The organism is Marinobacter sp. MA (assembly GCF_048298425.1).
Classification (GTDB): Bacteria; Pseudomonadota; Gammaproteobacteria; order Pseudomonadales; family Oleiphilaceae; genus Marinobacter; species Marinobacter salsuginis.
This window is the reverse complement of the sequence record NZ_CP103058.1, coordinates 506,886-527,039: the sequence shown is the minus strand read 5'-3', so window position 1 is coordinate 527,039 and position 20,154 is coordinate 506,886. Positions and strand designations below refer to the sequence as shown.

At 54.5% G+C, this 20,154-nt stretch carries 21 protein-coding genes; 10 read left to right on the top strand and 11 right to left on the bottom strand.

What is annotated here, in order from left to right; genetic code table 11:
- Window position 1: 1 nt before the first annotated feature.
- Window positions 2-553, bottom strand: coding sequence for a hypothetical protein (locus NUW46_RS02365; protein WP_053114081.1), 552 nt, complete (start codon window positions 551-553; stop codon window positions 2-4).
- Between the two features lie 546 nt (window positions 554-1,099).
- On the opposite strand from NUW46_RS02365, the gene NUW46_RS02360 reads away from it, so the two are divergent.
- Together NUW46_RS02360 and NUW46_RS02355 are read left to right on the top strand one after the other, a co-directional pair.
- Window positions 1,100-1,429 carry a hypothetical protein gene (locus NUW46_RS02360; protein WP_094182558.1) on the top strand — a complete coding sequence of 110 codons (330 nt, stop codon included), beginning with the start codon at window positions 1,100-1,102 and terminating at the stop codon, window positions 1,427-1,429.
- Between the two features lie 300 nt (window positions 1,430-1,729).
- Complete coding sequence (locus NUW46_RS02355) at window positions 1,730-1,945, top strand: MbcA/ParS/Xre antitoxin family protein (protein WP_053114078.1); 216 nt, start codon at window positions 1,730-1,732, stop codon at window positions 1,943-1,945.
- Window positions 1,946-2,092: 147 nt separating this feature from the next.
- Here NUW46_RS02355 and NUW46_RS02350 read toward each other — a convergent pair whose 3' ends face one another.
- The 8 genes from NUW46_RS02350 to NUW46_RS02315 all read right to left on the bottom strand — a co-directional run bounded on the left by NUW46_RS02350 (window position 2,093) and on the right by NUW46_RS02315 (window position 9,610).
- Window positions 2,093-3,277: a benzoate/H(+) symporter BenE family transporter gene (locus NUW46_RS02350; RefSeq protein ID WP_053114076.1), complete on the bottom strand. Its 1,185-nt coding sequence runs from the start codon at window positions 3,275-3,277 to the stop codon at window positions 2,093-2,095.
- A 124-nt stretch (window positions 3,278-3,401) separates the two neighbouring features.
- Window positions 3,402-4,181 carry a benzoate diol dehydrogenase BenD gene (benD, locus tag NUW46_RS02345; protein ID WP_053114074.1) on the bottom strand — a complete coding sequence of 260 codons (780 nt, stop codon included), beginning with the start codon at window positions 4,179-4,181 and terminating at the stop codon, window positions 3,402-3,404.
- Window positions 4,178-5,206, bottom strand: coding sequence for a benzoate 1,2-dioxygenase electron transfer component BenC (gene benC, locus NUW46_RS02340; protein ID WP_053114072.1), 1,029 nt, complete (start codon window positions 5,204-5,206; stop codon window positions 4,178-4,180). The genes benD and benC overlap by 4 nt, the downstream gene beginning before the upstream one ends.
- Before the next feature lie 20 nt (window positions 5,207-5,226).
- A complete protein-coding gene (benB, locus tag NUW46_RS02335; protein WP_418141301.1) occupies window positions 5,227-5,718 on the bottom strand; it encodes a benzoate 1,2-dioxygenase small subunit in 492 nt (163 codons plus the stop codon).
- Window positions 5,715-7,091: a Rieske 2Fe-2S domain-containing protein gene (locus NUW46_RS02330; RefSeq protein WP_053114068.1), complete on the bottom strand. Its 1,377-nt coding sequence runs from the start codon at window positions 7,089-7,091 to the stop codon at window positions 5,715-5,717. Before NUW46_RS02330 ends, benB begins: the two co-directional genes overlap by 4 nt.
- A gap of 32 nt (window positions 7,092-7,123) precedes the next feature.
- Complete coding sequence (gene catA, locus NUW46_RS02325) at window positions 7,124-8,065, bottom strand: catechol 1,2-dioxygenase (RefSeq protein ID WP_053114066.1); 942 nt, start codon at window positions 8,063-8,065, stop codon at window positions 7,124-7,126.
- 116 nt (window positions 8,066-8,181) lie between these two features.
- On the bottom strand, window positions 8,182-8,472 hold the full coding sequence (catC, locus tag NUW46_RS02320) for a muconolactone Delta-isomerase (RefSeq protein ID WP_053114064.1): 291 nt from the start codon (window positions 8,470-8,472) through the stop codon (window positions 8,182-8,184).
- Between the two features lie 13 nt (window positions 8,473-8,485).
- Window positions 8,486-9,610 (bottom strand): muconate/chloromuconate family cycloisomerase, encoded by a 1,125-nt coding sequence (locus NUW46_RS02315; RefSeq protein WP_108017974.1) that lies wholly within the window; start codon window positions 9,608-9,610, stop codon window positions 8,486-8,488.
- Between the two features lie 106 nt (window positions 9,611-9,716).
- On the opposite strand from NUW46_RS02315, the gene NUW46_RS02310 reads away from it, so the two are divergent.
- Complete coding sequence (locus tag NUW46_RS02310; protein WP_108017975.1) at window positions 9,717-10,619, top strand: LysR family transcriptional regulator; 903 nt, start codon at window positions 9,717-9,719, stop codon at window positions 10,617-10,619.
- A 3-nt stretch (window positions 10,620-10,622) separates the two neighbouring features.
- Here the strand turns inward: NUW46_RS02310 and NUW46_RS02305 are convergent, their stop codons facing one another.
- Window positions 10,623-11,402, bottom strand: coding sequence for an IclR family transcriptional regulator domain-containing protein (locus NUW46_RS02305; RefSeq protein ID WP_305965640.1), 780 nt, complete (start codon window positions 11,400-11,402; stop codon window positions 10,623-10,625).
- A gap of 208 nt (window positions 11,403-11,610) precedes the next feature.
- Between NUW46_RS02305 and NUW46_RS02300 the strand changes: the two genes are divergently transcribed.
- The 5 genes from NUW46_RS02300 (at window position 11,611) to NUW46_RS02280 (ending at window position 16,309) form a co-directional block, all read left to right on the top strand.
- Window positions 11,611-12,426, top strand: coding sequence for a CoA transferase subunit A (locus NUW46_RS02300; protein WP_108017977.1), 816 nt, complete (start codon window positions 11,611-11,613; stop codon window positions 12,424-12,426).
- The gene (locus NUW46_RS02295) at window positions 12,426-13,202 is read left to right on the top strand and encodes a CoA-transferase subunit beta (RefSeq protein ID WP_053114054.1); all 777 of its coding nucleotides are present in this window, start codon (window positions 12,426-12,428) and stop codon (window positions 13,200-13,202) included. The genes NUW46_RS02300 and NUW46_RS02295 overlap by 1 nt, the downstream gene beginning before the upstream one ends.
- Before the next feature lie 5 nt (window positions 13,203-13,207).
- Complete coding sequence (gene pcaF, locus NUW46_RS02290; RefSeq protein WP_418142001.1) at window positions 13,208-14,413, top strand: 3-oxoadipyl-CoA thiolase; 1,206 nt, start codon at window positions 13,208-13,210, stop codon at window positions 14,411-14,413.
- Between the two features lie 14 nt (window positions 14,414-14,427).
- On the top strand, window positions 14,428-15,216 hold the full coding sequence (locus NUW46_RS02285; RefSeq protein ID WP_339779274.1) for an alpha/beta fold hydrolase: 789 nt from the start codon (window positions 14,428-14,430) through the stop codon (window positions 15,214-15,216).
- Between the two features lie 169 nt (window positions 15,217-15,385).
- Window positions 15,386-16,309 carry a methyl-accepting chemotaxis protein gene (locus NUW46_RS02280; protein WP_108017981.1) on the top strand — a complete coding sequence of 308 codons (924 nt, stop codon included), beginning with the start codon at window positions 15,386-15,388 and terminating at the stop codon, window positions 16,307-16,309.
- Between the two features lie 53 nt (window positions 16,310-16,362).
- Here the strand turns inward: NUW46_RS02280 and NUW46_RS02275 are convergent, their stop codons facing one another.
- Entirely contained in the window at window positions 16,363-18,261 is a 1,899-nt protein-coding gene (locus NUW46_RS02275) for a sigma-54-dependent Fis family transcriptional regulator (protein WP_108017982.1), read from the bottom strand.
- A gap of 329 nt (window positions 18,262-18,590) precedes the next feature.
- On the opposite strand from NUW46_RS02275, the gene NUW46_RS02270 reads away from it, so the two are divergent.
- Both NUW46_RS02270 and NUW46_RS02265 read left to right on the top strand, forming a co-directional pair.
- Window positions 18,591-19,502, top strand: a complete 912-nt coding sequence (locus tag NUW46_RS02270) for a transporter (RefSeq protein WP_108017983.1) — start codon at window positions 18,591-18,593, stop codon at window positions 19,500-19,502.
- 54 nt (window positions 19,503-19,556) lie between these two features.
- Window positions 19,557-20,153, top strand: a complete 597-nt coding sequence (locus tag NUW46_RS02265; protein WP_305965635.1) for a gluconate 2-dehydrogenase subunit 3 family protein — start codon at window positions 19,557-19,559, stop codon at window positions 20,151-20,153.
- Window position 20,154 lies beyond the last annotated feature (1 nt).

Sequence of the window (20,154 nt, the reverse complement as noted above, 5' to 3'; positions counted from 1 at the left end):
CTCAAATCTCTCTGCGATTCACGCCAGAGATCAGGGATAAGCGAGACTTTGTGGGGAAGCTCGAACTCGCAGAGCCATGCTTCTTTATTAAGAGAAATAGAGAGGAGATAGCTTTTGAATAGCCCCCTGTCTGCATTGCCATCAGGGACAAATTCAGAAGCTCACGCTCTATAACTTCGGTGAGCAAAATGTCGGTGGGGATTGGGGGGCTCTCAACAAGGACAGGAATCGGAGTCTCAGAATTCAAACAAGAGATCAAAGCCGCGGATCGCAGATTGCCCGTTACGATGTAATATGAAACGTACTCGGTTTTTTTCCCCGTTTCTTTTCCCTTTTTTTCTTCGTTCTTTTTCTTCTTTTTCTTTCTCTCTTCGACCACCGCAGGGTGTCGGTGCAGATAGTCCAGGATTGCTGGCTCGGGCAGCTCATCCAGAGCGCTTGCCCGGAAAGGTAGCGCTGCAAATTGTTCAAGAAAGTGAGTAGCCCTCAATACGGGGGATTCCTCAAGGTCCTTAGGCGAGATCGTTTTCAGTGTATAGATGTGGTCAGCCATGCTGCTCTCCTCAAACGTGATGAGAGTTATTGTGACGACCTATGAGCGACCGTTGTTTTGTCTAATTGACCGAAAAATGCGTTTACTCTGTTTTTTTTAAAAAAACGGTAACTGTCTTTTCCAACAGCCTTGCATCAACCAAGAAATGCGAAAACCGGCTGTCCGAGAAGCGACACCACTGCTCGCAGGCGAAGAAACAGCACCCATGTAATGGATTGAACGGCTCGGCGAAGGCTTGGTCACGGAGTACTACAGGGATTGGTGAGCACCGAGAAAGGTTTAGAAAAGCTCCCGGCATTGATCGGCTGGCTGGAGCATGGCGTCAAGACCTACATGATCCCGATTCCATTTCTGTAATGCTTGTGGTCAGGAAAAACCGGCTCAAACAAGGGGCTATCACCGATCCACTGATGGTGTGTAGATGTTTTTTTCTGCAAAAAGGCCAATTTCCAGTCTAATTCGATTTTTCGTGCAATTAGACGAACCGCAAGATTGTGATTCCTCTTTACTCTGGCTGTGATGTTCAAAACACACACGAGGAAGATTATGAATTTGAAAGAAAAACTCTGGGAAATTATCGAGATGCATTCGGTCGTCGAGTCGGCTTGGTTGAGAATCGAGTGGCTGAGTGAGGCTGTTGATAAGTATCAGGCAGAGCTCCAAGAAGCCGAAAACAAACACGATGAAGTTGTTGAATATCAGGAGCGACTCATGCACGAACTCGCCAAGCAGGCCGTGTTGGAAGGCATCGTTGGAGTCAACGATCACTTGCCAATGCTGAGGCCCGTCGAATTCGGGGCAAAAATGTACATGCTGCTGCAAGAGCACGATGAGCGAGACGCTGGCGAGCACCAGTCAGAAACAAAGAACTTTTAGTTTACCGACGACCTAACCGTTATCTGAGAGGGGGGGGGTAGTGAACTTTGTCGACAGATGCTGGCCCTCAATTTGGAGCCAACATCTGTCTGACAATGGTCGAAACTGAAAAGCCTCAAGGCCATTCTGGAATCGTCTTACTGCGAAACGAAAACCCTTAATTACCCGTGTTCCGATTTTAGGGGATGGTTACAAGGCAGATCAGACTGGCGAAGCTTCGCTCGGTCTACACCATCTTTTGCTTGCAGCCGTGGAAAGTTATGAAAGACTGACACGGAAACAAATGCTGGAGCTTCTACTATGAATAGAGAACCTAACATTGCCGAACTTCGTGAACTCACTTATCAGGAGGCTGTTGATCTATTTGAAGGCGACACAGTTGCCGCTGATAGGTGGTTATCATCTTCTGTTCGGGCACTCGGTAATCACCCCCCAATCTCGCTGATGGGAACGAAACAGGGCTGTCAAAAAATCCGAAACCTCCTGCGCAAGTGGGCCGAAGGGGCGATTTCGTAGCAGTTCTCGTCCAGAGTAAAAACGAACTCGGTGGCGCTCTACTGGGCTTTTATAACCGTCAATGAGCTTACGCAGTCACCGGGGCATTCTGCACGTTACAGACGAGGGTAGACTTGAAATCTTCTGAGCGATTGGTTGACCAATACTTCAAGTGGAGCGTTTGCGACCGCCGCTACCATTCAGAACCAAATAACAGAAGTAACCAATGACAACACCCCAGAAAGCTGATGAGAGTCCAAATAGAGACATGCCCGAAGCTGTAACAACAAAGGTAATCAATGACGCTTCGCGGTGACTAGGCTCCTCTAAGGCGGAGAATAGATTACCTGCAATCGCTCCAAGGAGAGCAAGCCCGGCAAGCACAGCTACAAATGCCGCTGGAAGTGATGTAAATAGACTAACGATGGTACCGGCGAACAAACCTCCCACCAGATAGAAAACACCATTGAACACCCCCGCGATGTATCTACGAGACGGATCTTCATGGGCGTCTTTACCTGTGCAGATGGCAGCGGTAATAGCAGCTACCACAGTAGTGATTCCGCCGAAAAAAGCCATTGGGAGTGAAACCAGGCTTGTTATTCCGATAATGGGCTTTGCCTTAACCGGGTAGCCTGCACTTTGGAGGATCGCCATGCCGGGCAGAAATTGTCCAGTTAAACTCACCAAGACAAGCGGAATGGCAAAACTAAGGGTTGAACTTAATGTCCACTCTGGCTGAATGATCTGAGGCACCGCAACGCTCCAGCGAACGCCTGACAAGGAGGCACCTTCCAGAGCGACCGCAAGTACCACCCCTGAAATTAACAAGAGAACCAGGGTATATTTGGGAAAAAGGCGACGAAACACAACATAGGAAACAAGCATTCCGATGGCCAAAGCGGGAGTGGTTTCTATTGCGGTGAAAGCACCCACACCAAACTGAAAAAGAATACCCGCCATCATCCCAGCAGCAATGCCCTTCGGAATCGCTCTGACAAATGTGTCAAAGGTACCTGAAATACCAATAATAAAGATCATAATCGCCGCGCTAATATAAGCGCCTATTGCCTCGTTTAGAGACAACTCGGGGAACAGTGTAACCAGCAACGCGGTGCCCGGTGCAGACCAAGCGGTCACGATAGGAGCTCTAAGCCAAATCGATAACGCGATCCCTGATATGCCGGCTCCCACAGAAATAGCCCAAACCCATGAGGTCATCATATCGGACGAGATTCCAGCGCTGGCTCCAGCTTGGAAAAAGATGGCTAAGGGGCCCGAATATGATACGAGAACCGCTAAGAAGCCCGCCACGACTGCCGGCAGGGAAAGGTCTTTTAGAAGTTTTTGCATAAGTGTGAATCCGTTATTGATTATTGTAGATTCAGGTCATGAAAAAGGGCCCCGAGCGGTTAAACGCCGGGGCCAAAGAGGGCATGACTGACTGTCTACCCTGGGGTCGCATTTCCTACAGAACTTACCCTAGATCGCCCCCAGCAACTGGGACCACTGTTCCCGTAATGTAGCTGGCAGCATCAGATGCCAGGAAAAGAATTGGCTCAGCCTGTTCATCCAAAGTTCCGTATCGATGCATGAAGCTGTTCCCTATGGTCTGATCAATCAGGGTTTGATACCACGCCTTTTCCTGCTTACTCTGTTCTTCCGCATTTCGAGGCGTCAGTCTCGGTGGCGCTTCTGTACCGCCCGCCGCTGCGGCATTTACTCGGATATTGTGTGGCGCATATTCATACGCCATGTTCACAGTCAAAGCGTTAACCCCTCCTTTGGCTGCACCGTACGGAACCCGCATTAAAGCACGCGTTGCTATGGAGGAGACGTTGACAATCACTCCTTCATTTTGCTCAAGCATGTAAGGTAAAACTGCGCGGCAACACCATAGAGTCGTAAAAAGCGAACGCTGAATTTCCTTTTCAATCTGTTCCGGCGTGTAGTGCTCGAACGGCTGAGCCCAGATAGTGCCACCGACATTATTAATGAGAATATCGATACGCTGAAAGTGCTGATGCGCCTCCGCCATTACTTTCTCGGCCCCTGCCCAAGTTTCAAGGTTGGCCTGAACAGCAACAGCATCAGCTCCCTCATCACGCAACTCTGCAGCGACGCCGTGAATATAGTCCGCAATGTCTACGAGAAGCAGGCGAGCGCCTTCTGCGGCCGCCAGCTCGGCTACACGCTTACCTATTCCTTGGGCGGCTCCAGTGATCACCATTACCTTATCGGTGAAGCGAGATGTCATGCGACCTTCTCCTTTTCTGCAGGAGCGCTAGGAGCGAACTTTTCATAATGAAACGAATTCGGTTTCAAGCCCTTTTCTCGGAAAAATCCGAGCACCGAATCAACCATGGGAGGGGGACCACACAAGTAGACATCGACATCCCCCTCATTTAGGGGAGCGTCATCCATATGCTGGGTAACATATCCTTTCCTCGGATGGTCGCTCTCTTCTCCAGAAACCACAGTGACGTATGTAAAATTGGCCAACTCCTCGGTAAAACGGTCCAGGATATCGAGGTACACCAAATCATCATCATTAGTGACGCCGTAAATCAGATGTGTTGGTAAGTCGCAGCCATTGGCTTTCATATGCTCTAGTTTGGATAGGAAGGGCGCTAGGCCAGTGCCTCCTGCCAGCATCAGTATCGGACGCTCGATGGGTCGCAGATAGAAACTTCCCATGGGGCCGGTTAGGGTTACCTTATCCCCAGTGCGGGCCTTGCCCACCAGCCAAGAGCTCATAAGCCCCCCTGGCACATTGCGAATTAGGAAACTCAGATCACGGCTACCTGGCTTGGAACTGAAGGAATAAGCGCGCGTCTCTTCAGAACCCGGCACCTGAATGTTCACGTACTGCCCAGGAAGGAAGGCAATGTCATCGTCCGCGGTGATCTTCAGTTCGATCGATGTGGGCGAGATCAGGTTCACCTCCGCCACGGTACCACCGACTTCGGCATTGCCCGTTTTGCACATGGTGGAAGCGACAGGCACTTCCACCACACAGTCACTGGAAGGCACCATCTGGCAGGTCAGTACCATGCCCTGTTCGGCTTCCTCGTCAGACAGCGCTTCGTCAATGTATTCCTCACCCATGTCGAAGTCGCCCTGACGGCAGGCACCCTTACAGGTGCCACAAACGCCATCGGAGCAGTCCATGGGCAGATTGATCTGCGCACGGTAGGCGGCGTCGAGAACCGTTTCGCCTTCGTTGCAGGACACAAAACGGGTAACGCCGTCTTCAAAGTTCAGCGCAATGTTGTAACTCATGATGATGCTCTCCCCATCAATTACAGGTGATAAACGTCCAGCACCTGATTGATGCAATCGTTGTTCAGAACCAGTCGCTTCTCCCGAATCAGCGGCTGCTCGCCAGTAGTGTCCAGGGTGTAGAAGGACGTTCCGAAAAATTCCGCCGTTTTCTTGTAGCGGTACGCCTTGGTCAGCCAGTTGAACCGCAGCTTCACTTCACTCTCATCCTGGGACAGGATCTCCAAGTTGCTGGTGAAGTGCGTGGTTCGCGGCTCCGGCATGGAGCTGGCACCGGAACGCTCAGTCTTTATGCGATAGATCCGGTCTTCCAGGCCTTCCTTGTTGGGGTAATAGATGAGCGAGATCTCGCTTTGCGGGTCCTCGGTCAGCTCATCGTCATCGTCCCAGGCCGGCATCCAGTAAGTGACGTCTTCGTGATAGCAGGCCAGCCATTTGTCCCACTCGCGGTCGTCCAGAAAACGGGCTTCGCGGATGATGAATTGCTCGATATCGTGGTAGCTCAGGCTCATGCCGACGCCTCCTCTGAAGTCACTGGAATGAAACGGGCCCGCTCCGCCTCGATGGCACGGGTCATTTCCTCCTGCCAATGTTGGTGGTGATTAACATACAGCCCTTCGTCGTCGGGCCGCGCGCCACTCATGATGGGCTTCATATCGATCTGGTTGGCGTGCTCATCGGGGCCGTCGATCCAGTGCGCTGCACCACGGCTCATGTCGTTCCAGCGCATGTCGCGGGCTTCATAGCCGTTCTGGCAGGCGCGGAATTCCTCCAGGTCGTCTGGTGTGCCCATGCCGGTCACATTGAAGAAGTCTTCATATTGACGGATACGCTTGGCACGTAGCTCTGCCGGCTCGTTCTTTGGACCAAAGGCATAGATGGTCACTTCCGTCTTGTTGACGTCGATGGGCCGGGTCACGCGGATCTGTGTGGAGAACTGATCCATCAAGTAAACGTTCGGGTAGAGACACAGGTTCTTGGTGGTCCTTACTATGGAGTCCGCACGAGCCTCTCCGTAGGTTTCCTTCAGGCGCTCCAGCTGGCTGAAGATCGGACGCACTTCTGGGTTCAGCAGTCGAGTCCACAGCATCATGTGACCGTTCTCGAAGGAGTAAAAACCGCCTTCCGCAGACCAGCTCTTGGCGTCGACCGCTTCAGTGCCGCCTTTGTCGTAATTGCGCTGGCCCATGGTGGACAGGTAGTTCCAATGCACGGTGCCCACGTGATATCCATCTGCTCCGTTCTCGGCGGTCAACTTCCAGTTACCCTCGTAGGTGTAGGTCGAGCTTCCGCGCAGGATTTCCAGGCCGTCTTCGGACTGATCCACGATGTTGTCAATGATCTTGGTTGTCTCGCCCAGATACTCTTCGAGAGAGACCACGTCGGCATTGAGGCTGCCGAACAGAAAGCCACGGTAGTTGCCGAACTTTGGCATTTGCTTCAGATCGTGGGAGCCGTCGGTGTTGAACTGCTCTGGGTAGCCGCCTTTTTTCTGGTCTTTCGCCTTCAACAGCTGACCGTCATTACGGAAGGTCCAGCCGTGGAACGGGCAAGTAAAGGAGGTCTTGTTGCCCCGTTTTTTACGGCACAGGGTCGCACCACGATGCGAGCAAGTGTTGAGGATGGCTTTCAGCTCGCCATCCTTGGTACGAGTGATGATCACCGGCTGGCGACCGACAGTTACTGTAAAGTAGTCACCCGGCTCCGGGATCTGGCTCTCGTGAGCTAGGTAAACCCAGTTGCCCTCGAAAATATACTTCATCTCCAGATCGAACAGTTCCTGATCGGTGAAGATGCTGCGATCACACTGGTAGCGTCCGGTTTTCGGATCGGCTATTACCGCGTCACGTACCTTTTCGGCGAGTTTTTCAAGCTTGCTGGTCATGTCGTTCACTCCGTCTTGTTCTTGGGTGGCGCTTACGCAGCGTCGGTTTCCAGGGCACGCGGACGTGCGTGGCGTTCCTGGAGCTCGGGCTTGTCAGTAGCAACCAGGGCGACGTTGAACTCGACTTCGGTAATCGGTCCTGTGACGCCGTGCTTGGTCCCTTCTTTGGACTGGTCTACGCGCTTGGCTTCCACCACCAGCTCTTCACGGGTGGCAAAAGCAAAGTCGCTGTAGGTGTATTCGTCACCGGCGATGTTGATCTGAGTGGTCAGGTGCTTGTAACCAGGCTTGGACACGAAGTAATGAATATGCGCCGGGCGCTGGCCGTGACGGCCCAGATGGTTCAGCAGCTGCTGGGTTGAACCCTCAGGCGGGCAACCGTAACCGGACGGCATAATGCTCTGGGCAGCATAGCGACCTTCAGAATCAGTCTTGATGCGGCGGCGCAGGTTGTACTCGCTCTGCGACTGGTCGAAGTAGGAATAGGCGCCCTTGGTATCAGCATGCCAGATATCCACGATAGCATTGGCCAGCGGCGCGCCGTTCTCGTCGGTAACCTGGCCCTTGATCAGGATCACCTCGGCGTCTTTGTCGGAGCCGTCATCCATGCGAGCAAATCCTTCGCTGATTGGGGCACCGGCCACGTAAAGCGGGCCTTCAATAGTGCGTGGCGTGCCGCCGGTCAAGCCGGCCTGTTCGTCCTCGGCGTCCTGACGGATATCCAGGTAACGGTCCATGCCCAGGCCCGGGGCCAGCAGGGCGGCTTCGCCGTTTGCACCCAGTTCGCCAACGTAATAGACGGCGCTCCAAAACTCCTCCGGCGTGACATCGAAATCTTCCACGATCTGAAAAATGTCGTGCATTACACGGTGGACAATCTTTTTCATCCGCTCGTCACCGCCTTGCTGATCAAAGCCGGCAACTTTTTCAAGAAGATCTTTCACTTCGGCGGTTTGCATGGTTTTAACAGTCATTGTTGGTCTCCTCGGTCTTTTGTTGTTGTTGCTCAAGACGTCCCAATCAGTTGGCAACATCATCTTTGAAGCCCCTTTCACCACAGAACGGGGCCGGATCTTGTGAAAAATTTTGCTTAGCGATCGTCCTCGTGAATGGAGGACGGATGGCGGCAAAGGGGCGCAACGGTGATGTCCATATAAGGGAACAGCGGAAGGTTGCTGATCAGGTCCTGTAACTCGGCGTTGTCCTCAACGTCGAAAATGCTGACATTCGCGTAGCTGCCCGCCACACGCCACAGATGGCGCCACTTGCCTTTTTCCTGAAGGCCTTGGGCGTAGGCTTTTTCCCGGGCCTTGATCTCGCCAGCAACCTCAGTCGGCATATCGGTGGGCAGATTGACCTTCATTTCAACTTTGAACAGCATGTGCGCTCCTCCGTTATTGATCTTTGCGGCTGTATTCAGCGAGCTTGTCTTCGTTAAGCGTGACGCCCAATCCAGGGCCTTGTGGTAGGTCCACTCCGTTGTCGTGGAAGCTCAGGGGCTTTTCCACAATGTCGTCCTTCATCAGTAGCGGGCCGAACATTTCCGTGCCCCAGTGCAGGGTTTCCAGAGTGGACCAGGCATGCAGTGCAGCGACGGTGCCGATCGTGCCTTCCAGCAAGGTACCTCCATACAGGCCGATACCCGCCGCCTGGGCAACCGCGGCCTGCTTTAGGGCCTGCGCCGGGCCGCCAGCCTTGGCGATCTTAAGGGCGACGGCCCCCGAAAAGCCGGCGGCAGAGAGGTTGTACATATCGCTGGCATCGGCGACGGCTTCGTCGGCCAGGATAGGCAGGTGGAATTTCTGCGACAGGCGCACCAGCGCGGCGTGATCCTTCATGGGTGTGGGCTGCTCGACCAGGTCAATACCGGCGGCTTGCAGTTCCGCCATGCCTTTGGCAGCCGTTGACTCATCCCAAGCCTGGTTCACATCAACCCGAACACTGGCGGACTCACCCACGGCATCCTTGATGGCCGCCACATGACGAACGTCGTCCATTAACGCCCGCGACCCAATCTTGAGCTTAAAATCACAATGGCGCCGGGTTTCGATTAGGCCGAGGGCCTCCTCGATATCCTTGGCGGTATCGCCACTGGCAAGGGTCCAGAGCACCGGGATATGCTGGTGTACAGCCCCGCCGAATAGGTCGGATACCGGGCAGTTCAACCGCTTGCCTTGCAGATCCAGCAGAGCCGTTTCAATAGCGGACTTGGCCAAATTGTTTCCACGGGACGCTCGGTTTAGCTTTACCCTTAGGGTATTGATTGCGTCGGCCGGCTGGCCAATCAGTTGTGGCCTGAAATAGGTGTCGATGGTAAGTTTCACGCTTTCGGGGCTTTCCGGGCCGTAGGCAAGGCCACCGATGGTGGTGGCTTCACCCAACCCTTCAAGACCATCGGAATCCTTCATCCGCACGATCACCATGCTCTGAACCCCCATGGTTGTCATGGAAAGCTTGTGCGGCCGGATGGTCGGAATGTCGACCAGGATCGCTTCGATGGACTGAATGGTTGCGGACATGTGCTCTCCGAATCGCAAGTTATAATGCCTGTGACTCGAACAGTACGAAGTTTCACGGATGTGAACCAATATTGATTAAGTAGCTAGCGATACCTAGGAGGTATGGATGGAACTCAGACACCTGCGATATTTCGTCGCCGTTGCAGAGGAAGGCAACCTCACCCGGGCAGCAGAAAAACTGTTTATTGCACAACCACCACTAACCCGGGCAATGAAGCAGCTTGAGGAAGAAATAGGTGTAGAGCTTTTTATCCGCAAGCCCAGGGGCCTTGAGCTGACCAATGGAGGGGAATATTTTCTGGAACAGGCCCGACAGATACTGGACAAAGTAACTGCGACGGTTGATGACACTCGCAGGATCGCACAGCATCGAAAGACTATTTTTTCCATCGGGTTTGTCCCATCCGTTTTTTATGGCCAGCTACCTCTCATGGTTCGGCGTCTGCGCCGAAACAAGAACTTGGAGATAGTCCTGCATGAACTGAAAACACGGGAACAGGTCGAAGCACTTAAGACTGGCAAGATCGACATTGGCTTTGGAAGGGTGAGCATAGAAGACCCCGACGTGGAGCAGGAGCTACTGTTCGACGAGCCCATCATCGCTGCCATACCCATGGGTCACCCGCTCAGCAAACACCCTCCGTCTATGAAAGAGCTTTCTGCCCACCCCATGGTCGCCTTCCCTTCCGGGCCGGGCCCAAACTTTGCAGATATCACCCAGGGGCTTTTTCACAGACGCGGCCTGAAAATTCATGTCAGCCAGCATGTCAACGATCTTCAAACGGCCCTATCGCTGGTCGCCTCCGACATGGGGTTCACGCTGGTGCCAGAACAGGTCCGAAAACTTAATCGTGAGGGGGTGGAATTCATGCCGCTGGAGGATAACAACATCACCACGCCCGTTATCGCCTCCCGTCGTCGAGGCGAAAACCCGAACGCCGTGATGCGGCTGGCTAACACTATCCTGGATGAACTCGTACAGAACCGGCTGACCGGTCGTTATCCGTGAGGCTTATCGAGCCGCCTGGCGAATCTGATCAGCCACAATCTGCAGCCTCGGCAAATACATGTTCAACAAAGTATCCATGTCCACTCGGGCGGCATTGGTGCTGATATTAAGTGCACCCAAAAGCTCGCCGCTCGCAGAATAGGCGGGCACCGCCACAGATCGCAAACCAAGATCAAGCTCCTGATCTACGACGGCGTACCCGAGATTTCGCGCCTTGTCGATCTCCTCCCGCAAAACGTTTTTTTCTGTGATTGAGGATAACGTATGACGCTCAAGCTGAATCCTGTTTATATAGGTCTCAAGCTCGCTCTGCGGCAACTGTGCCAGCAGCACCCGCCCCATGGAGGTATAGGCCGCAGGCAGGCGGGTACCCACCGACAGCGTAATAGCCATTAGGCGATGCCGGGCGGCCGACCGCACCACGTACACTACATCGTCACCATCCAGAACCGCCAGGGATGAGGATTCTCCAAGCTCGGCGGTAATGTCTTCCAGATACTGTTGAATGACTGCTCGATACTGGTTTGATGCTTGATAGGCATAACCCAGCTGCAGTACCCGAGGAGTCAGCTCGAACTGGCGACCGGTGCGCTTCACAAACCCCAACGCGTGCAGGGTCAGCAGAAATCGCCGTGCCTTAGCTCGGTCCATATCAGTGCGGGCCGCCACTTCGCTCAGGGTCATGTGAGGGTGATCGGCATCGAATGCCTGAAGAACCTCTAGACCCGACGCCAGTGCGCCCACGTAATCCCGGTCTCCCGGCTTGAGAATCTGTTCGTCCATTCCAGCTCCTGTAACAAGCTTATTTAGCCTGCCGCACATCATGTCAGCGCATGGTACCAGTCAGTTCGCATTACGAACATCCGTGCTTTTGACCAACTGGTGAAAATTTGTACTTGACGACCGAAAACCAATCACGCCATTATGTTCGCATATTAAACTTATGTTCGTATATCGAACTACTCAGCCAAAACACGATGGAGACACTGCGATGGCCGAATTCCTCTCTCTCAAGGAAGCGGTAGGCAAACACATCAACAGCGGCGACACCGTTGCGATGGAAGGCTTTACCCACCTAATTCCGTTTGCCGCTGGACACGAAATCATCCGCCAGCAAAAACGTGACCTGACCCTGATCCGCATGACCCCGGACTTGGTTTATGACCAGATGATCGGTGCCGGCTGCGCTAAAAAACTGATTTTCTCTTGGGGTGGCAACCCGGGCGTGGGCTCCCTGCACCGTTTGCGGGATGCCGTTGAGAAAGGCTGGCCGAACAAACTGGAGATCCTGGAACATAGCCACGCAGCCATGGCCTGCGCCTATGAAGCCGGCGCCGCCGGGCTGCCGCTAGCAGTTCTGCGCGGTTATGTCGGCAGCGACCTGCCCAAGGTCAATGACCAGATCAAATTCATCGAGTGCCCCTTTACCGGTGAGCGCCTGGCGGCAGTACCCTCTGTTCGTCCGGATGTAGCCGTGATTCATGCCCAGCGGGCCGACCGCAAGGGTAATGTGCTGATAGAGGGCATCGTCGGTATCCAGAAGGAAGTGGTGCTGGCCGCCAAGCGAAGCATTGTGACCGTTGAGGAAATCGTGGATGACCTCGGCGCCTCCGTGAACGCCTGCGTACTGCCCTCCTGGGCCATCACCGCCATCGCCGAGGCCCCGAAAGGCGCCAAACCCTCCTACGCCCTCGGCTACTACGACCGTGACAACGCCTTCTACAAAGAGTGGGACGGCATCGCCCGCGACCGGGAAACGTTCCAGACCTGGCTGAAAGACAACGTGTTTGAAAAAGGAGCTGCGTGATGAGCCTTGAATTTACCTCCTCAGAAATGATGAGCGTCACTGCCGCCCGCGCACTGACCAGCGACATGACCTGCTTCGTGGGCATTGGACTGCCCAGCGAGGCTGCCAACCTGGCGCGACTGACCCACGCACCGGACGTGACCCTGATTTATGAATCCGGCACCCTGCAAACCAAACCGGACGTGCTGCCTCTGTCCATCGGCGACGGCGAGCTATGTGAATCCGCCCTGACCACCGTGGCAGTACCGGAGATGTTCCGGTACTGGCTGCAGGGTGGACACATCAGCGTCGGCTTCCTGGGTACTGCCCAGATTGACCGTTACGCCAACCTGAACACTACGCTGATTGGCGACTACCGCGAACCGAAAGTCCGCCTGCCTGGGGGTGGTGGCGCCCCGGAAATTGCCACCAATGCAAAGGAAGTGTTCATTACCGTCAAGCATTCCAAGCGTACCTTCGTGAAGGACGTCGACTTTGTTACCACCGTTGGCTTTGGACGCGACGGCAAGGCACGGGATAATGTACCCAACATTGGACGTGGTCCCACCGTGGTAATTACCGACCTGTGCATTCTCAAGCCTGACCCTGATAGCAAAGAACTGGTAGTCACTTCTCTGCATCCCAATGTGACTCGGGAAGAAGTGATCGATGCCACTGGGTGGGAAATCCGGTTTGCCGACACGTTGGAGACCACGCCAGAGCCAAGTGCCAAAGAGCTGGAAGTTCTGCGTGATCTGAAAGCACGCACAAATGCACATCATGCCGGTCAACAGTGAGAAATATCATGACTGACGTTTATCTCTGCCATCCTCGTCGTTCGGCGATTGGCCGTTTCGGTGGCACCCTTGCCAGCATTCGCCCTGACGACCTCGCCGCTCACATTTTTAAAGCGGTACTGGAGCAGGCTTCGGAACTCGACCCGACCGCTATCGACGAAGTGATGATGGGCTCTGCTAACCAGGCCGGTGAAGACAACCGCAACGTGGCGAGAATGTCTGCCCTGCTGGCCGGCTTGCCTACGTCTGTTCCCGGCACCACTCTCAATCGTCTGTGCGGCTCCGGCATGGACGCCGTGGGTACGGCGTTCCGCGCCATTCGTGCAGGTGAAATGGACCTAGTGTTAGCAGGAGGCGTGGAATCCATGTCTCGCGCACCCTATGTGATGGGCAAGGCTGACAGCGCCTTTTCACGTGGCCAGAAGATTGAGGACACCACCATCGGCTGGCGCTTTGTGAACCCGCTGATGAAAAAGCAGTACGGCATCGATTCCATGCCGGAAACGGCGGAGAACGTGGCCGAACAATACAAGGTGTCGCGGGAGGATCAGGACCTGTTCGCCTTCCGTTCCCAAGAAAAGGCCGCCCGAGCCCAGAAGGAAGGACGCTTCGCCGAAGAAATCGTGCCTGTGTTCGTTCCGCGCCGGAAACAAGACCCGCTGGTGTTCAATACCGACGAGCATCCCCGCGAAAGTACGCTGGAGAAGCTCGCATCCCTGCCCACGCCATTCCGCGAAAACGGCAGCGTGACCGCTGGCAACGCCTCAGGCGTGAACGATGGCGCCGCTGCGATGCTGGTTGCCAATGAGACCGCCGTCAAAACCCACGGACTAAACCCCATGGCCCGCATACTGGGCATGGCCACGGCCGGCGTGGAACCGCGCATCATGGGCATCGGCCCTGTGCCGGCGGTTCGCAAGCTGCTGGAGAAACAAGGCATCGGCATTGACGACATTGACGTGATCGAACTGAACGAAGCCTTTGCCGCCCAGGGGTTGGCGGTACTGCGGGAATTGGGCGTTGCCGATGGTGATTCACGCGTGAACCCTAACGGCGGCGCCATCGCCCTGGGCCATCCTTTGGGGATGTCCGGTGCCCGACTGCTAATGACCGCCGCCCACCAACTGCAGAGCACCGGTGGCCGCTATGCCTTGTGCACCATGTGCGTAGGTGTCGGCCAGGGTATTGCGACACTCATCGAACGGGTCTGAGCTAAGGAGCAAACATGGCTTTTCTAAAACACGACGGTCGCACGGTTTGTTATCGACTGCTGGGTGACAGCAACAAACCGCTGCTGATGCTCGCTCATCCCCTAGGCATGACCCAGGGGGTTTGGGACGACATGTTGCCAGCGCTACTCGAAAAATTTCGGGTACTGGCCTGGGATTTACCGGGACACGGCGCCAGCGCCGCCTGGCCGGAAGAATCCGACGAAATCACACCGGAAAACCTGGCGCAGGAAGCCATCGCGCTCGCGAAAGTGGCAGAGTCAGATAAGTTCCACTTTGTCGGAACATCGATTGGCGGCGCCATTGGCCAGCAACTCCTCAGCAAACATTCTGAAAGGCTGCTTTCAGCCACGCTTACAAACACCGGCGCCGTCATCGGCACACCCGATGCCTGGAATACCCGCTCGGCCAACGTTCTGGAGCTCGGCCTGCCGGCCATGGCGGTGGATATCGTGCCACGTTGGTTCGGCCCCCACGCGTGCGAAAAGCAGCCGGCGCTGGTGGAAGGCTGGAGCGTGATTATGGGACGCGGTGATGACCGTAGTTATGCCCTGCTGTGTGAGATGCTGGGACGGGTCGACTTCCGAGAGCAGCTGGGGCAGCATCAAGTGCCACTACGACTGCTTGGTGGTTCAGACGATGTGGCCACGCCCCCAGACACACTCAGGGCGCTGGCCGACGTCAGCGGTGCAGCGGAGCCGGTCATTTTGGAGCAGATTGGCCACGTGCCGTCAGTGGAATGCCCCGATGCATTCAGCCAGATTCTGCTTGATGCCCTGACCTGAGCACTTAGCGCGCAGACCAGACCGCAGCTTACTCCGGCCCTGGTCTGCAGCCAACCACTTCCGCGCTTCAGAATCTGGATAACTGTCTGCACTTTGCGGATAGGTTCATTCCGGAAAAAACCTTAGCGTTGCTCCACAATGCTAACCCTTGCCCGCCGGGAACAGTACCATGGACAACACTCTCACATTAGAAAAAGAAACCTCTGAGACCGGTTCTTCCAAAGTCCCAATGTATGGAGCGTTCCTCCTGGCTCTCGCCTTTGCCGCACTGATGCTTGTCAACGCAGACACGGTATTCCAAACCACGCTTGCAGCCATAACTCTTGGGCTGACAGCTACTGCACTTATTCTGTGCGCACGAATGCGTCCGACCACCGTCACGATACGCGAACCGGTGCCACCAGTGGAGTCCCGTCCCGAACCGGTTCATGAACCGGAAACGCCTGTTCCCGAACCGAAATCACCCGACCCCGTTCTGATCGGCCACCTAGACGACCTGCGAAACAACGTGGACATGATACTCGAAGAAATGGATGAAGCTGGCAAACTAGCCAAAGCGTCCGGCGCGAAGGTAGCCCAGAGCGCGAACAGCATTTCCGGGGCCGAGGCCTCGATTAGGGAGCTGGCGGAGTTCATGAGTCGTATCGATGACGTCTTCACTCAGTTGGTTAAACAGTCCGAAGAAATCGGTAGCATTGTCGGCAACATTCAGGATATTGCCAAACAGACCAACCTGCTGGCTCTGAACGCGTCCATTGAGGCCGCGCGAGCGGGAGAACACGGTCGCGGCTTTTCGGTAGTGGCCGACGAAGTGCGTAACCTAGCTGTTCGAGCGAACGAATCCAGCGAGAGTATCCGTGAAATCGCCAACAGCCTGAATTCGACCTCCGTGGAGGCCGGTAGCGGTATGGAAAAAATCCGCCAGTCGTGTGATCACTGCCTAAACCAGTCGGGGGAAGCCTTACAAGCAATGGAAGACATTCAGGCCGGAGCTGTCGCTCGTATGGAAGTGGTTCAGGGCATTACCAAACGCTTGCAGGTCCAGAGCGAGCTCACCCGTCAACTTTATACTGACCTCAGCACTGAGCATTGATCTTTTTTGGGACGGGCTTCCCATGGCCGGGTGACGACCAACAACCTAAGTTTTCACTGAACGCCCGCATTGGCGACTTTGAGCCTCCGATACAGTGTCGCTCGACCAATGCCCAACCGTTTTGCTGCGCGACTGACATTCCCCCCCTCAATTACCAGCGCTTCTTCGATAACGGCGCGCTCCAGAGTCTTTAAGGTACCGCGTTTGCTCGCTGCCCTATTGCTTCGAACTGCCATGGTTGTCGGGGCCGCTATCTCTTCAGGCAGATGGCAAAGTTGCAAAACTTCACCGGGGTCCGCAAGTGCGTCTGCGTGAGTCAGGGCATAGACGAGCTCACGAACATTTCCCGGCCAGTCGTACCGCATTAAACCGTCCAAACAGTCTTGCGACAACTCGCGACTACCCTGTGTCAGAGCACGGCATCGGTCGACAATGAAGCTTTGCAAATCCGAGCGTTCCGAAAGTCTTGGCAGGCGTATAGCCATACCTTTAATGCGGTAGAGCAGATCCTCGCGAAATTCTCCGTCCCTGGCAGCTTCTGACAGGTTCCGATGTGTTGCGCAGATCAACTGGAAACGGACCTGCTTTGGGGTAGCACTTCCAAGACGGGTCACTTCACGGGTTTCCAACACTCTCAATAAACGGGACTGGAGCGCCAACGGCATGTCACCAATCTCATCCAGAAACAGGGTGCCACCATCTGCCTGCTCGATCTTACCTGGAGCACCGCCTCGTCGCGCACCTGTGTAGGCACCATCAGCGTGACCAAAGAGCTCACCCTCAATAAGCGACTCCGGGATGGCCGCACAGTTAATCGCAACAAACGTGCCGGAAGAAAATGCGCTACCGTTATGAAGTGACGTTGCCATCACTTCCTTTCCGGTCCCGGTCTCACCTAGTATAAGCACCGGCAGCCCCTTCTCCATTGCTCTGCTTGCTTGGTTTACCTGACGACTAATTGCATGATCACCAAAATCTGTGGATTCTGGTACACGATTAGCCAAAGGCGCGGAAGCCGTACGTCTCGTGGTTTTTCGCGAACCAGCATCGACCGGTCGTAGCGAGAATGACAGCCCAGAGTGCATCCTGGCCGTTATAGGGTGATTCCGGCCACGGAACCCATCAACGAGTGCCTCAAAGCGCAAATCAAACAAATCCTGAAAGCGCAACGTCCCATCCGTTGAGGCCAACCCCGTCAGTTCGCGCACCCGGGGCGACAAACCAAGCACTTGTCCGTCCGGCCCAAGCGCCACCAACATGTCACTCGTGGCATGAGGATCACTCTGCTCCCACCCTAGACTAATCATGAGCCAAGGCGACAACATACCCATCAACTGGCGTTCAATCCTAGCTGAACATTGTTGCACTAAGGAAAGCGCGCTTCCCGGCTCCAACGGATTTCCACGAGTAATATCAATGGCCCCCAATACCCTGCCCATGGGGTCCACAATGGGAGAGGCCGCACAATTGAATACTCGATTTGCATGCAAGTAATGCTCGACTCCGGCAACTAGCACTGGACGACGCTCCAACACAGCACAAGACATCGCGGAAGTGCCAATATTCGCCTCGGAGAGATTGACTCCCTGTCGAAAGGCGTCATTAATCAGTGTATTGGCGCACCGACCCGAACGTCTCGCTGCCAGAGCAACCCCTTTGTCATCCGTAAGCAGAACGGAATAGCCTGCGCCATTAACGGTTTGGCCCAACTGTTCCAGCGGCTGGGTGGCTGCCTCCAACAAAATTCGGTTGTTATCCATCAGCTCTATTAAACCGTTTCTGGACACGGTGTCGAACTGAACACGCTCACTCACGTTTTTTCTCGCCGCGGAACAACGCTGCCAGGAATGAACAATGGCATCATCGATCAGGCCCGTTGGAATCTGACCATGCTCAAAAAAGGTTTCACGTGCCTTGGCACGCCTCTGGTCGGCAGGAATAAGTGCGCTCATTGATTTTCCTCTATCGCAGGACTGATTATTGTCGTTTGATGCGACCCTGCGCTTTGGCCTTATTGGCTCTTCTTGTCATTTTCTTGAAACTTTAACACGTTCTTTAATAAGGACCGCCTGAAAATTCGTTGGCATGCCACTTACTGTCTCATTCTGAGACAGTGCCTCCCTGTTTCCCCGATTGAAACATTCATAGCCCCTCTTAACGATAACAAAACTCCCTTAATCAAATGATTTAAAGAGCCTTTTTTATAGAAACGAACTGTTGGCATGATCGTCGCTAACTGTTTTCGCGTTGACAACAACAACACGAAATTTGGAGAGCAACTATGCGATCGACCTCGAAGTACACACCATCAAAATCACTTGCTTTGGGCTCAACCCTGATACTGGCCATGAGCATTTTCTCGGTTCCAACCCAAGCTGCCGAAATTGCCACTGACCCCGGCGACTACACACCGCTGCCAGCAGGTGTAAACCTTGGGATTCTATACGGCCAATATGCCACCCGCGACGCAGCTTACGCCGATGGCAACAAAGTCCCCGCCGAGGCTGGACTGGACACCACTATAGGATTGGCACGCTTCGTCCACTACATGGACATTGGTGGCATTATTGTTGATCCCCAGATCATCGTTCCTTTCGGAAAGGTGGAACTGACAGAGCCCTTCGGTCCGCTTCAGCCGACCTCAGAAAGTGGTATCGGTGACCCGATCATCGGCGCAACTGCTTGGGTTCTCAACAACCCCGATGATCAGCAATGGGTTGGTCTGTCCGCTTTCGCATCCGTGCCGGTCGGCCAATACGATGAGGCCAAAGGTCCAGTAAATATTGGCGAGAATCGTTGGAAGGGAATTTTTCAAGCTGCCTACGTGAAACATTTAAGCTCCAGTGTAGTGCTGGACCTGATCGCAGAGTATTCAGTATACGGCGACAACGACGACTTCCTCGGCTTCAAACGCGAACAGGAAGATGCGCAGAGCCTGCAGAGCCATCTTCGTTACCTCTTGTCCAAGCAAAGCCACGTGGCACTTTCTTACTACCATTCGTTTGGGGGTGAAACCACTGTTGGCGGCCAAAAGCAGGACGACAGGGTGAACACCAATCGCTGGCAGGCAACCTACGCAACTTTTGTTGATCCGACTGTGCAACTGCAATTTCAGGCTGGCCAGGACATCGACGTGGAAAACGGATTCAAAGAAGATACCCGCGTAAATCTGAGAATATTGAAGGTATTCTGACCCCCAAGAACATGAACATGCCTTTCGAACACAGGCAATAATTCGGAGAACACCATGAGTCAGATGAGCGATCAAACAAAAGAAGCCATCGACCAGATCAATGGCCTAAGCCGCCGAAGCTTTCTGAAAGCGGCAAGCGGCCTTGCGGTTGCTGCGACAGTCGGCACCGGACTTCTGGGGGCAGCGCACGCTTTCGCCTCAATCCCAGAAGGCATAAATGTTATGTCCGCCAGCGAATACCACGTGATGAATCGCCTGATGCAGGTTCAGCTGGCGAGCGAGGGAACCGGTCTAGTTCCGGCAAGTGAAATCCCGGTCATGCAGACATTGGACGCCGCACTTATGGCGACTATGGCACCCCACATTCTCGAAGGCCTGAAAGGTGGTATCGCCTACTTTAATGACGGACCTAAGACCTTTTATGGCAAACCTTTTGTGGAACTGTCCGACAAGCAAGCCGCAGCATTCTGTGACACTTGGGCCAATTCCGACGAAGTACCGCAAAGAGCACTTGCTATGGGCCTGAAAAAGCTGATCGGGCTGGCCTATTGGGCGAATCCCCCGACCTGGGAGCCTCTCGGCTACGGCGGACCGGTGACTGAAAAATGGAACCTGGTGTCTCTGGGCAATGCACCCTTACCAAAAAGCTGAG